Here is a 13,013-nt window from a genome sequence, read left to right as displayed (position 1 = left end):
CCAAAAGCCCCGGTAGATTTGCCGGTGCCCCTTGTCAAAGCAACCCCGCAATGGCTATAATAATGAGACAGAACGAATGTTTGACAACAGAACGGAGAAGAGAATTTATGAGCAATCACATTGTGTTATTTGAACCGCTGTTTCCGGCCAACACCGGTAACATTGCCCGGACTTGTGCCGGTACCGACACTATTTTGGACCTGATCAAGCCCCTCGGCTTTTCTGTCGACGACGCCCACTTAAAACGGGCCGGTCTGGACTACTGGGACAAGGTGGATGTCCGTTATCACGATAATTTGCCCGCCTTTTTGGAGACGGTGAGTGATCCCACGCAACTGTACTTAGTGTCTAAGTTTGCCGATCAGGACTACACGGAACCGGATTACCAAGTCAACGACCACGACCATTACTTCTTATTTGGTAAGGAAACCACGGGCTTGCCGGAACCCTTCATGCGCAAGCACGCGGAAAAATGCATCCGCATCCCGCAAGACGACACCCACATTCGGGCGCTCAACCTGTCCAACAGCGCGGCCATCGTCATTTACGAAGTCCTGCGTCAACAACAATTTCCGAAATTGGAACGGGTCCACAAGTACCCGCACGATAAATTAAAGTAAGCGAAAGGAGGCCATCGGTTGGCTACCAAACGAAAAACAACGCGTCGGCGTCCAACCAAGCGCAAGACGACCCGTCGCAAGACCAAGTCGCAACCGTTTCCGTATACGGCCAACGTGGTCGGGCTGGTGCTGATTGCGCTGGCGGGGCTGGGACTCTTTAACCTGGGCTTGCTGGGCACCTTAGCCGCGAACCTGGTGCGCCTCGTGGTGGGAGACACCTACCAATTTGGCCTCATTTTAGTGGCCGCGGTGGGGGTCGCTTTGACCGTGACCGGCACCGTGCCGCAGATTGCGCGCCATTACCTGGTAGGGAGTGGCCTGATCTACGGGGGCTGGTTGTTATGGATGAGTGCCAGTCAGTTCTTAGCCGTCGACCAACACAGTCAGTTTCTGTCGACCGTTTGGCACAACGGCCTAGCCGATCTGACCAGTGCCGGGTTGACCTCGCAGCTGGGTGGGGGCGTGATCGGTGCGCTCTTACTCAGTGTGATTGCCTGGTTGATTGCCCTGATTGGGGCGCAAATTGCGGCCTGGCTGATCATGCTGAGTGGGGTCATGGTGTTCTTCCAGATTCCGTTAGCCAGTGTGGAACAGTGGGGCCAGCGCATCTGGGAAACGTTGCGTTCCGGGCTGTCTGCCAGTGGGACTGTGTTGAAACGGGGCGGCGAATTGGCCAAGGAACGGCAAGCCAAACGCGCTGCCAAAACGCCGAAGCCGGCCACTAAGTCAGCACCGGAGACGCCGACGGATCCGGATGCCAAGGACTTGCCGGAACCACATGATAAGCAGGCGCCAGCCAAGGCGGAACCCAGCTACCACATTACGGTGGCGGCGGACGCCAAGCCCAAGCAACCCGCCCAGCCGACTGACGAAAATACAGAAGACAGTGCCGTGGCGGATGCGCTGGCCAGCAGCACGCCGGTCGACCCCAACTATCAGTTGCCGACCGCCGACCTATTGAAACAGGTCCCACCGACCGACCAGACGGAAGAGGTCAACGCCATTGACGCCAACACCAAGATCTTGAAGCAAACGCTCGACAGCTTTGGCGTGGATGCCGAGGTGAAAAACGTGAGCCTGGGGCCATCCGTGACGGAATACGAGCTGCATCCCGCCATCGGGGTCAAGGTCTCGCGAATCGTGAACTTGGCCGATGATTTGGCGTTGGCACTGGCGGCCAAGGGGATTCGGATTCAAGCGCCAATTCCCGGTAAGTCGTTGATTGGGATTGAAGTCCCGAACAAGGAGGTCTCGACCGTGGCGTTTCGTGACGTGGTCGAAGCTCAGCCGCCGCATCCCAACAAGCCACTCGAGGTACCGTTGGGTCGTAATGTCACCGGTGAGGTCGTTAGCATGGATCTCACTAAGATGCCGCATTTACTGATTGCCGGGGCGACCGGGAGTGGGAAGTCCGTGGCCATCAACGGCATCATTACCAGCATGTTGATGAACGCCCGGCCGGATCAGTTGAAATTAATGCTGATCGACCCCAAGAAAGTGGAACTGAGCGTGTACAACGGGATTCCGCATTTACTGACGCCAGTTGTTTCGGAACCTAAGAAGGCGGCGCGGGCCTTACACAAGGTCGTCGCCGAAATGGAACGCCGCTACGAGCTCTTTTCACAGTTTGGCCAGCGGAAGATTTCCGGGTACAACGCCTTCGTGCAAAAGGCCAACGCCGAAGACGACCAGGCGCGGCCCATGTTGCCGTACATCGTGGTCGTCGTCGATGAATTGGCGGACTTGATGATGACGGTCTCTAGCGAAGTGGAAGACGCCATCATCCGCTTAGCCCAAATGGGACGGGCCGCTGGGGTCCACATGATTCTGGCCACCCAACGGCCATCCGTAGACGTTATTACCGGGCTGATCAAGGCCAACGTGCCATCGCGGATCGCCTTTGCCGTGTCCAGTGGGATCGATTCACGGACCATTTTGGATACCAACGGGGCCGAAAAGCTGTTGGGTCGCGGGGACATGTTGTATCAACCCGTCGACGCCAACTCGCCGGTGCGGGTCCAGGGGGCCTTCATCCCGGACGAAGACGTGGCCAACGTGGTCGACTTCATCAAGCAACAGCAATCGGCTGATTATGATGAAGACATGATGGTCAGTGACGAAGAGATCCAACAAGAAGAGGCGGGTGACAGTGACGACGAGCTCTTTGATGATGCCTTGGCCTTCGTGGTCGATCAGCAAAAAGCCAGCACATCGCTACTTCAACGCCGCTTCCGGATTGGCTACAATCGTGCCGCCCGCATCATGGACGACCTGGAACAGCGCGGCTACATCGGTCCCCAAGAGGGCAGCAAGCCACGCCAAGTTTACAAGCAACCAGATAACAATGATCAATCAGATGAGTCGTAAATGAAAAAGGGTGTTTCTCCTGAACCGTGAGGGCGGTCGGGGAAACACCTTTTTGTGTGTTTGACTGAAAGTTGAAAGTAAAATTAACGCGCTGATTGCCGTAACAGCGGTGTTCTGACAACTAAATCTAGTGAAACCAGACGCCTGCGTCAGCCAAGGTTCCGCCTGCTCTGGAGAACGTTACCGGCCTGAGAACTGGCTTGACGGCAGGCGACCAGCACAATCATGGTCGCCGAAGAGCACCAGGCACCAGCAAGGAACTAGTGAATAAGTTAGCTAACTGTGCAAACGTTCCGGAGCCAGGCAGGCGATGCAAGGATTTGGCTCAATATGCGGCTGATTAATTAATATGCGTTTTAAAAGGGCTTTCATTGACAAGCGTCGCGCAGAAAAAAAGCCGCCACCATTCTCAAGAGAACGGGACGACGAGATCTGATTAGCCCATTAAGCCGAGTGAGGAAATGGCACCAAAGACCAGTGATCCAATGGTTGCGATAATCATGATCCAGACGAAAACGTTGGTAATTTTTTGAAAAGTCGATTTTTTCTTTTTTTCCATGCGGGTTTAGCCACCTCTTTAAGTCCAATTTACTCAATTAGTTTACCGTGGACGCTAGAGAATTGCAACCGCCAGGCGGAAAGTAATGCCTGATAATTCGGAAAATGACATACCGTAGCGGGAATGAAATGCAAAATTAATAGCAGGTGAAACAGGTGAAATTAGCATTCACCACAAGGATTAACGGGTACTAGTGACGTAGAAACCACGTGCCCCACAGGAGTGTCTAAGGGAAGCGCATGAGAAATTGCTAGTGGGTCGGGGGCGCTCAACAGCGGCGACACCACTAACGAACTAAATGGTTGAAGCTGACCACACACCACCGTAGCCGAGAGTCGGGCCCAATATGAGCTCAGCCGTGGGAGTTCCCTTAGCACCACGGGCCACGGTGCTTAGGGAACTGGCATCTTTGAGACGTGACTTTCGGCTCAAAGCGAGGCGTCGAGACCGCCCTTTGGCTCGACACGTCCGCCCACCGCGTACCAGCTCATATTGGGCGCGACGGTAAGGCGGCCAGCTAAACATACCTGTTGTCAGCTCACTAAAAACCTTAAGTTCCGTTAGCGGTTCGCGGCGGTGATTGCAACGGGTGGGAGAAATCCTTATAATTAAGCGGTGGCACAGAACTTAGCAAGTGGAAGTAGGGGGAAACAACATGGCGTTTTGGGTATCACCGGCGGGCACCTTGGCCATTCTAGCAATTGGCTGGGTAGTGATTCGCGGGATCAAATGGCTGTTCAGGCGGCATTGGCCGGCACAAATCAATACGTGGGACGTGATGGCACCGCTCTTTTTGATTGCCGCCATGATCCTGATTCCCGCGGGCGCTGGCCAAATTTTCCCGTGGCTAGTGATCGGGTGGATGTTGATCGGTATCGGGGTGACACTTCTTCAGGCCATTCACAACAAAGAGTTGCTTTACACCACTTTTTTCCGGACTTTTTGGCGGCTGACCGACCTGTATTGGGTTGCCGGATTCGCGGTCTGCTTTTTATTAGTTATTAGTTAAATTAATGCATAAATATTAATATTTTTGAGTAACAACTCATTTTTAGTAAGCGTTATAAAGGCTGTTAAGCCACGGTGAACACTTGTTCGCCGTGGCTTTTTTGGCATTTGTGGGGAAATTTATAAAAATTCGGAAACGTTGTGGTAGAAAGTGGGGGGGTGTGGTAAACTTGGTGATAGTTACAAATGGGAGTGATTGGCTATGTTTATGGGCGAGTTTGAACATGCGATTGACACCAAAGGCCGGCTGATCATTCCCGCCAAATTTCGTGAGCAATTAGGGGAACAATTTGTCGTGACGCGCGGCATGGATGGGTGTTTATTCGGTTATCCCATGACAGAGTGGGAAGCGCTGCAAGAAAAGCTGAAAGCCTTGCCAGTCAACCGAAAAGATGCCCGGGCCTTCGTCCGCTTTTTCTACTCCGCGGCAACCGAATGTGTGCTCGATAAGCAGGGCCGCATCAATTTACCCAAGTCATTGCGAGACCACGCAGCGTTAACTAAGCAATGTGTGATCGTCGGGGTGGCCAATCGCTTTGAAATTTGGAGTGCCGATCGGTGGAACGATTTCTCCACCAAGGCCGAAGAAGATTTCGACGATATTGCTGAGAATCTCATTGATTTTGACATGTAGCGCTAAGAAAGGAGAGTGTTTATGGAAGACTTTCATCACGTAACGGTATTACTCAAAGAAGCGGTGGCGGGATTAGCCATTCAGCCAACTGGCACCTATGTTGACTGCACTCTCGGTGGCGGCGGTCATAGCCAGCGCATTCTCGAGCAATTAACGACCGGTCATCTGTATGCCTTTGATCAAGATCAAACGGCCATTACTTACAATCAAGAACATTTAAAAAAATACATCGACGAAGGTAAATTAACCTTTATCAAGAGCAACTTCAGAGACATTCGCAATCAACTTAATCAGCGTGGGGTGACCGCCGTGGACGGCATCTTGTATGATTTGGGCGTATCCTCCCCGCAATTTGACGAGGCGGATCGCGGCTTTAGTTACCAACACGACGCACCGTTGGATATGCGGATGGATCAAAGCCAAAAGCTCACAGCCTGGATCGTGGTCAATGAATGGGAATTTAACGATTTAATGCGGATCTTCCACCGTTATGGTGAAGAGAAGTTCGCCAAACCCATCGCCCGGGCCATCGAACGTCACCGGGCCGTGGCGCCAATCGATACGACGGGTCAACTGGTCGAGATCATCAAGGAAGGTATCCCGGCGGCCGCGCGTCGGCATGGGGGCCATCCGGCCAAAAAGGTCTTTCAGGCCATCCGCATCGCCGTCAACGACGAACTGGGCGCCTTGGAAGATTCCCTGGAACAAGCCGTTTCTTTACTTGATTTACACGGTCGGATCAGCGTCATTACTTTTCAATCCTTAGAGGACCGCTTGGTCAAGACCATGTTTCGCGAACAATCATCACTGCCGGAATTACCTCAGGGCTTACCCGTGATTCCAGACAACTTGCAACCTGATTTTCAGCTAGTCAATCGCAAGCCGATTTCGCCATCCGAAGCAGAACTTGCGGTGAACCACCGCGCACACAGCGCAAAATTACGAATTTTAGAGAAAATTAAATAAATCAAATATCGACATAGGAAGATGATTATTTATGGCGCAGAATAATTTAGCTGAAGCGGTTCCCCTAACCCAGGAACCCCAACAACGCCCAAACATAGAACAGCCGCAACGTCAGGCGCAGCCACGGGTCAGCCCCCAACGGCACCCGAGCAGCCACAAGTTGCCGGTTTCTAAATTCGAAAAGTGTCTCTTAACCGCGTGCGGCTTGGTCTTAGCCGTCATGATGGTGTGTGTCGTGTCGTCCAAAATCGCGTTAACCAACGCGCAGCACAACTTGCAGAGCATCAACAATCAAATCACGACGGTGCAAAATCACAACACCAATGCGCAGCAACAGATTAATGAGTTGCAGAGTCGCAGCCGACTTGATAAAATTGCTAAAAAGCAAGGCTTGAGTTTAGAAAATGCCAGAATAAGGAATGTAAACAAATAATGAAAGATTCCCACGAGCGTCAAACGATGAATAAGCAACCGAACAGAAACCGCAAGAGTCTTGGCCGGTTTCTGTTTTACGCTATCTGTGTGTTGTTTATTTTCATCGTTTGCCGCTTTTCGTATATCGCCATTGGTAAGAGCGTGCAAAACGTCAATCTGAGCTCCCAGGCGCAAAAATTATATACGGCCAATGAAACGCTGAAGGCCAAGCGGGGTACCATTTACGATGCCAACGGTCAGGCGATTGCCGAGGATACCAGTGTGTACTCGTTGTACGTGGTGCTGGACAAGCGTCAAGTCGGCATCAACGGGCAAAAACTGTACGCGACGAACAAGCCTAAGATCGCGCGAGTGCTGGCCAAATACCTGCCGATTACCCGCAAACAGGCGCTCAAGATCCTGAATCCCAGCAAGAAGAACACCTTCCAGGTGGAATTCGGGGCGGCTGGGCAAAACATTTCGCTGACCACCAAGCAAAAGATCCAAAAGGCTCATTTAAGTGGGGTCAATTTTATTCAACAAGAAGCGCGGCTCTATCCCAATGGGGTCTTTGCCTCGCATCTGATTGGCCTAGCGGAATCCAAGACCAATAAGGCCGGCGAAACGACGCTGACCGGGACCATGGGGCTGGAACAGGCCTTTAATAAGCAGCTGACTGGAACCAATGGCTCACAGAAGATCAAGAAAGACATGTACGGCTATCAACTGCCCGGGACCAAGCAAAAGTACAAGAAAGCCCAAAATGGCGACAACGTCTACACCACGTTGGACACGCGCTTGCAGACCTTATTGGAAACGGAAATGAGCAGCGTCCAAAACCAGGTCAAGGCCAACTCGATGAATGCCGTCTTGATGAACGCCAAGACTGGTGCCATCCTGGCCGCCACCCAACGACCGACGTTTAACGCTTCGACCAAGGAAGGACTCAGCCAGATTTGGCGGAACACCTTGGTGCAAGACGCGTATGAACCGGGGTCGACCATGAAGATTTTCACGTTGGCTTCGTCAATCGATAGTGGCAATTACAACGGTAACGCCACGTATCAATCCGGACGCTACACGATTGGGACCCAGACCGTGCCCGACTGGAACACGTCCGGGTGGGGAACCATCACCTATAACAAGGGATTTGCCCTCTCCAGTAACGTGGCCATGGCCCACTTGGAACAACAGATGGGCGCCAAGACCTGGAAGAAATACATCAATCGCTTCCATTTCTTGAAGAGTACCCATTCGGGCTTACCGGGCGAATTGACCGGAAGCATTGCCTTCAAGCGGCCCATCGAACAGGCCGACACCTCCTTTGGTCAAGGGATTCAGGTCACGTTCTTCCAGATGCTGCAGGCATTGACCGCCGTCAGCAACAATGGGAAAATGATGAAGCCTTACGTGATTAGTAAGGTCGTTAACCCCAACACCAACAAGACCGTCGCCAAGTACGATCCCAAGACCGTGGGCAACCCCATTTCGGCCAAAACGGCTAAGGCGGTTCGCAAACACATGGAAGATGTCGTCTATAAGAGTTATGGTATTGGGGGCGACTATAAAATGAGTGGCGAGCGGGTGGCCGTCAAGACCGGGACCGCGCAAGTCAGCAATGGGAGCGGCTACCTCTCTGGTGACGACAGTTATCTGTACTCCGTTGCCGCCATGGTGCCCGCTAGCAACCCCAAGTACGTCATGTATATCACCATGAAGCAACCCCATCTGGGCAGCAAGACCGCCACGCAACTGCTGGCGTCGATCATGAAACCGGTGATGGCCCGGGCCTTGCAAGAGGATGCGGAGACCAAGAGCACCACGAACACCAAGATGCCCGCGGTGACTGGCAAATCCGTGTCGAGCGCGACCAGTGCACTGACCAAGGCGGGCGCCACCGTGACCACCTTGGGGTCCGGCAGTAAGGTCTTGAGTCAGTCCGTGAAGACGGGCACGACCTTATACAAGGGCCAACGCGTCTTCTTAAAGACCGGTGGTGTCGTGGCTTTGCCAAGTTTAACCGGCTGGTCTAAGGGTGATGTGGTAAAATTAGCACAGTTAGAAGGTTTGAAACTGACGGTCACTGGTGACGGGTACGTTACCAAGCAAAGCGTCAAGGCGGGCACCACTGTCGGCTCGGGCGCTGGATTGACCGTGACTTTGAAACAAAATAAATGAGAATGAGGATTGAGAGAGACAATGATGAATGTACTGTTGCCACTGTTGGGTGGATTTATAATTACGGCGGCGTTTATGCCGTCACTGATCCGGTATTTCCGGGCACGGCACGAAGGGCAAATGATTCGTGAAGAAGGGCCCACGTGGCACGAAAAGAAGTCGGGAACGCCAACCATGGGGGGCCTGTTATTCATTGTCGCCATCGTGGTCATGACGCTGCTCACCAGTTGGGCAGTGGCGCCTCACCGGGTGTTATCGACCACGTGGATCTTGCTCTTTATCCTGGTCCTCTACGGTGGCCTGGGGATGTGGGACGACAGCATCAAACTGTTCCACCGGCAAAACGAAGGGCTGAAGGCTTGGCAAAAGTTGCTGGGCCAAATCGTGGGGGCGTTGATCTTATTTTGGGTCTACACCCACGAACAGCTGCCCATGGAATTACACGTTCCGGGGCTCGGTAACTGGCACATGAGTGGCTGGTATGCCGTCTTCGTGATTATTTGGTTAGTTGGGTTCAGTAATGCCGTTAACCTCTCCGATGGCTTAGACGGCCTGGTAAGCGGGTTAGCCAGCATCTCATTTTTGGCATACGGCATCGTGGCCTGGCAACAACACCAAATGAATATTGCTTTATTCTGTTTTGCCGTAGTCGGCAGTCTTCTCGGGTTTCTCATTTTTAATCACAAACCAGCTAAAATCTTCATGGGTGACACCGGCTCGTTGGCCTTAGGTGGTGCTCTAGCCGCGGTCTCGATTCTGTTGCATCACGAATTGTCGCTGTTGTGGATCGGTTTGGTCTTTGTGATTGAGACGGCGAGTGTTATTTTGCAAGTTGCCTCATTCAAGCTAACTGGAAAGCGCATCTTCTTGATGAGTCCTATTCACCACCACTTCGAAATGAAGGGCTGGAGTGAGTGGAAGATCGACTTCACTTTCTGGGGCGTTGGCTTGGTTACCGCGTTGACCGGTGTGTGGGCCATCTTGGCAAAATAGCTTCTGACGACTAATGGGCTAACTGGCTCATTAGCGCTGGTTAGCCCATTTTTTGTCTTAGGGTTGGTGGGAGCTGGCCGCCTACCGTTCGCCAAATATGGGTTGGAACGCTGGGGCGGACGGGCCGAGCCAAAAGGCGGTCTCGACGCCTCGCTTTGAGCCGAAGTTCACGTCTCAAAGACGCCAGTTCCCTAAGCGGCATGAACCGCGCCGCTAAGGGAACTCCCACGGCTGAACCCATATTTGGCGAACTCTCGGCTACAAAGATGCTTGTCAACAACAGGCGATTTGGCCGACTAGCTTGTTAACTGGCTCTCGACCAATACAAGGCTCCTAACGGGTGTCAACTCGCGGGAGTCAGTCAGAGATGGTCCCATCTGAGTTTGCGCCTTACCGTTCGTTAGAAATGGGTTGGATGGCGACTTTTATCATGGTACGGTCTCGGGCCCACAGCTGGACGCATTTCTAGTGAGTTTTTGGCCGATAGTTGTGCGTATCCACAGCAGTTAGTGACAACACAATCTAGGCCAGTCAATCGCTGCTTGCCAGTTGTTGGCAAACTAAGTGTAACCTTGCGTCATTTTTAGGCCAGGTTTCGGCAGATAATTGGGTTTTGTCTAGTTGCTGCGTAACTGGTTTCAGTTATGCTGAACGTAGTGGTGACATCCAATTGCTTGACTGTTGCTAATGGGGGCTATCGGCGCCCAGCTGAACGCTTGGCCGCAGTAAAATGGCTGAATGTCAAAAAACTAAAAAAACGATTAATCAAAGAGAATGGAGAGCGAGCGGTTATTATGAAACAAATCACGACGTATCAAGACAAAAAAGTGCTGGTCTTGGGATTGGCGAAAAGTGGGGTCAATGCAGCGCATTTATTGAAGCGTTTGGGGGCACAGGTTACCGTCAGTGATGTCAAACCGTTGGCTGAAAATCCTGATGCCCAAGCCTTGAAAGCGGCCGGCTTTACCGTGATTACGGGGGAACAAACGGCTGATCTGTTGGATCCCGGGTACGACTACATTGTAAAGAATCCCGGCATTTTCTACGACGTACCGGTCGTTAAGCGGGCCTTGGCCGAAAAGATTCCGGTGATTGGGGAAATGGAACTGGTCGGCGAAGTGGCTGACGCAGAACTCATTGCCGTGACCGGGAGCAACGGGAAGACTACGACGACCACGATGATCCAAAAGATGGTCGCGCATGACCGGCAAGCAGGCAAGGCCGTTTACGCCGGTAACATTGGGATTCCTGCCAGCAAGGTGGTCCAAGAGGTCACGCCAGACGACACCTTGGTGCTGGAAGTGTCCAGCTTCATGTTGGCGGAAACCACTGAATTTCATCCCCACATCGCCGTGTTGACCAACATTTTCTCGAACCATTTGGACTACCACAAGACGCGGGCCAACTATGTGGCGGCTAAGATGAAGATCACCGCCAACCAAACGGCCGACGACTATTTTGTGGTGAACTTTGACAACCAAGAATGGCGCGATCTGAGTCAAAATACCAAGGCGCAAGTGGTCCCATTCTCGCGTCAAGACCAATCCGAAGACGGCGCCTACGAAAAGGATGGCATCCTGTACTTTAAGCAAGAAACCATTATGCCCGCCAGCGACATCAAGGTACCCGGCGACCACAACGTGGAAAATGCGCTGGCCGCCATCGCCGTTGCCAAGATCAAGGGTGTCAGCACAGCTGCCATCGTGGCGGTCTTAAAGAGCTTCGGCGGGGTCCGGCACCGGACACAATTCGTCCTCGAAGCAAAAGGACGGCAATACTACAACGATTCCAAGGCGACCGACATGGAAGCTACGGAAATGGCGTTGAAGGGCTTCAAGGCGCCCGTCGTATTGTTGGCTGGGGGATTGGACCGGGGTTACACCTTTGAAAAGATGATCCCGTCCTTTAAGGCCCACGTGAAGGCTATCATTTTGTTCGGCCAGACCGCGAAGTTACTGGAAGACACCGCCAAGCAAGCCGGTATCCAGACCATCAAGTTGACCGACAACGTGGAAACGGCGGTCCCATTGGCTTATCAACTGAGTGACCCGGGCGACATCGTGCTCTTGTCACCCGCGAATGCCAGCTGGGATCAATATCCGAACTTTGAAGTCAGAGGCGACCGGTTCATCAAGGCCGTTGAACAACTGACCGGGAAACAGGAGGAAAAATAATGCGATTAATGGTATCGGGCGGCGGTACCGGGGGCCACATTTACCCGGCGCTGGCACTCATCAAGGCGTTAAAGAAGCGGGAACCGGATTCCGCCGTCATGTACGTCGGTTCCGAACGCGGGCTGGAAAGCAGCATCGTGCCGGCCAAGGGAATTCCCTTTCAGGCGACCCGGATCCAAGGCTTCAAGCGTTCCTTATCACTCGAAAACTTTAAAACAATCTATCTCTTCTTAAAGAGCGTGCACGCGGCCAAGAAAATGATTCGGCAGTTCAAGCCGGACGTGGTTGTGGGGACCGGGGGCTACGTGTCCGGAGCCGTGGTCTACGCCGCCGCGCGATTGCACGTGCCCACTTTGATTCACGAACAAAACAGCGTGGTCGGTATCACCAACCGGTTTTTGAGCCGTTACGTGGACCGCATCGCCTACGTTTTTGACGCGGCGCTGGATCAGTTACCGGCGACAAAGATGGTCAAGACGGGGAATCCCCGGGCCCAAGAAGCCGCGGAGATCGTCAGCCATTTTAGCTGGCACGAATACGGACTCAAAGATGACGTGCCGACGTTACTGATCTTCGGGGGCTCACAGGGGGCCTTGAAGATCAACGCTGCCACGGTGGCCGCGATTCCCGAATTTAACCAACGGCAATACCAAGTGGTCTTTGTGACCGGGCAAAAGCGCTATGATGGCGTCATGGCCGAGCTTAAGGACGTTCAGGTGGCAGATAACGTGGTGATCAAGCCCTACATCAGCAACATGCCGGAGGTCTTGCCCAAGGTTGCAGCCATCGTTGGCCGGGCCGGGGCGACGAGCTTGGCGGAAATCACGGCCGATGGCATTCCGTCGATCCTGATTCCCAGTCCGTACGTGACCGCCAATCACCAGATGAAAAACGCGCAGTCGCTGGCCACGGTCGGTGCCGCGGAAATTATCACCGAGGAGAACCTGAGTGGTACCACGCTGCTAAGCAAGGCCGACCAGTTGATGAAAGACGACGCTTTGCGACAAGACATGGCGGCGGCTTCCAAGCAATTGGGGGTTCCCGACGCCGCGGACCGCGTCTTAGACGTCGTTGAATCACTCAAGCAAAACTAGCCAGCC

The 13,013-nt window shown here is 53.1% G+C and carries 11 protein-coding genes; 10 read left to right on the top strand and 1 reads right to left on the bottom strand.

The window, feature by feature from the left end; all coding sequences use genetic code 11:
- Window positions 1-107 precede the first annotated feature (107 nt).
- Together EGT51_RS09490 and EGT51_RS09485 are read left to right on the top strand one after the other, a co-directional pair.
- Window positions 108-620 (top strand): tRNA (cytidine(34)-2'-O)-methyltransferase, encoded by a 513-nt coding sequence (locus EGT51_RS09490; RefSeq protein WP_135368475.1) that lies wholly within the window; start codon window positions 108-110, stop codon window positions 618-620.
- An 18-nt stretch (window positions 621-638) separates the two neighbouring features.
- Window positions 639-2,987: an FtsK/SpoIIIE family DNA translocase gene (locus EGT51_RS09485; protein ID WP_135368474.1), complete on the top strand. Its 2,349-nt coding sequence runs from the start codon at window positions 639-641 to the stop codon at window positions 2,985-2,987.
- 436 nt (window positions 2,988-3,423) lie between these two features.
- On the opposite strand, the gene EGT51_RS09480 is transcribed toward EGT51_RS09485, so the two are convergent.
- Window positions 3,424-3,546, bottom strand: a complete 123-nt coding sequence (locus tag EGT51_RS09480; protein WP_125577081.1) for a DUF4044 domain-containing protein — start codon at window positions 3,544-3,546, stop codon at window positions 3,424-3,426.
- A gap of 655 nt (window positions 3,547-4,201) precedes the next feature.
- Here EGT51_RS09480 and EGT51_RS09475 point away from each other — a divergent pair.
- The 8 genes from EGT51_RS09475 to murG all read left to right on the top strand — a co-directional run bounded on the left by EGT51_RS09475 (window position 4,202) and on the right by murG (window position 13,007).
- A complete protein-coding gene (locus tag EGT51_RS09475) occupies window positions 4,202-4,555 on the top strand; it encodes a DUF3397 family protein (protein ID WP_135368473.1) in 354 nt (117 codons plus the stop codon).
- Window positions 4,556-4,756: 201 nt separating this feature from the next.
- Entirely contained in the window at window positions 4,757-5,188 is a 432-nt protein-coding gene (gene mraZ, locus EGT51_RS09470; protein ID WP_135368472.1) for a division/cell wall cluster transcriptional repressor MraZ, read from the top strand.
- 21 nt (window positions 5,189-5,209) lie between these two features.
- The gene (rsmH, locus tag EGT51_RS09465; protein ID WP_135368471.1) at window positions 5,210-6,154 is read left to right on the top strand and encodes a 16S rRNA (cytosine(1402)-N(4))-methyltransferase RsmH; all 945 of its coding nucleotides are present in this window, start codon (window positions 5,210-5,212) and stop codon (window positions 6,152-6,154) included.
- Window positions 6,155-6,185: 31 nt separating this feature from the next.
- A complete protein-coding gene (gene ftsL / locus EGT51_RS09460) occupies window positions 6,186-6,587 on the top strand; it encodes a cell division protein FtsL (protein WP_135368470.1) in 402 nt (133 codons plus the stop codon).
- The gene (locus EGT51_RS09455) at window positions 6,587-8,746 is read left to right on the top strand and encodes a penicillin-binding transpeptidase domain-containing protein (RefSeq protein ID WP_135368469.1); all 2,160 of its coding nucleotides are present in this window, start codon (window positions 6,587-6,589) and stop codon (window positions 8,744-8,746) included. The genes ftsL and EGT51_RS09455 overlap by 1 nt, the downstream gene beginning before the upstream one ends.
- Before the next feature lie 21 nt (window positions 8,747-8,767).
- Window positions 8,768-9,739, top strand: coding sequence for a phospho-N-acetylmuramoyl-pentapeptide-transferase (gene mraY / locus EGT51_RS09450; protein ID WP_167850183.1), 972 nt, complete (start codon window positions 8,768-8,770; stop codon window positions 9,737-9,739).
- Window positions 9,740-10,533: 794 nt separating this feature from the next.
- Window positions 10,534-11,913 carry a UDP-N-acetylmuramoyl-L-alanine--D-glutamate ligase gene (gene murD, locus EGT51_RS09445; RefSeq protein WP_135368468.1) on the top strand — a complete coding sequence of 460 codons (1,380 nt, stop codon included), beginning with the start codon at window positions 10,534-10,536 and terminating at the stop codon, window positions 11,911-11,913.
- Window positions 11,913-13,007, top strand: coding sequence for an undecaprenyldiphospho-muramoylpentapeptide beta-N-acetylglucosaminyltransferase (murG, locus tag EGT51_RS09440; protein WP_135368467.1), 1,095 nt, complete (start codon window positions 11,913-11,915; stop codon window positions 13,005-13,007). Before murD ends, murG begins: the two co-directional genes overlap by 1 nt.
- Window positions 13,008-13,013: the final 6 nt, after the last annotated feature.

Source organism: Levilactobacillus suantsaiihabitans (genome assembly GCF_004745505.1).
Taxonomy (GTDB): domain Bacteria; phylum Bacillota; class Bacilli; order Lactobacillales; family Lactobacillaceae; genus Levilactobacillus; species Levilactobacillus suantsaiihabitans.
This window is presented reverse-complemented; position numbering and strand designations above follow the sequence as displayed.

Bases quoted from the DNA above. Each gene is read 5' to 3' on its own strand.
- EGT51_RS09490 (WP_135368475.1), top strand. From the start codon at position 108: ATGAGCAATCACATTGTGTTATTTGAACCGCTGTTTCCGGCCAACACC.
- ftsL (WP_135368470.1), top strand. From the start codon at position 6,186: ATGGCGCAGAATAATTTAGCTGAAGCGGTTCCCCTAACCCAGGAACCC.
- mraZ (WP_135368472.1), top strand. From the start codon at position 4,757: ATGTTTATGGGCGAGTTTGAACATGCGATTGACACCAAAGGCCGGCTG.
- murG (WP_135368467.1), top strand. From the start codon at position 11,913: ATGCGATTAATGGTATCGGGCGGCGGTACCGGGGGCCACATTTACCCG.
- EGT51_RS09480 (WP_125577081.1), bottom strand. From the start codon at position 3,546: ATGGAAAAAAAGAAAAAATCGACTTTTCAAAAAATTACCAACGTTTTC.
- rsmH (WP_135368471.1), top strand. From the start codon at position 5,210: ATGGAAGACTTTCATCACGTAACGGTATTACTCAAAGAAGCGGTGGCG.
- EGT51_RS09475 (WP_135368473.1), top strand. From the start codon at position 4,202: ATGGCGTTTTGGGTATCACCGGCGGGCACCTTGGCCATTCTAGCAATT.
- EGT51_RS09455 (WP_135368469.1), top strand. From the start codon at position 6,587: ATGAAAGATTCCCACGAGCGTCAAACGATGAATAAGCAACCGAACAGA.
- mraY (WP_167850183.1), top strand. From the start codon at position 8,768: ATGATGAATGTACTGTTGCCACTGTTGGGTGGATTTATAATTACGGCG.
- murD (WP_135368468.1), top strand. From the start codon at position 10,534: ATGAAACAAATCACGACGTATCAAGACAAAAAAGTGCTGGTCTTGGGA.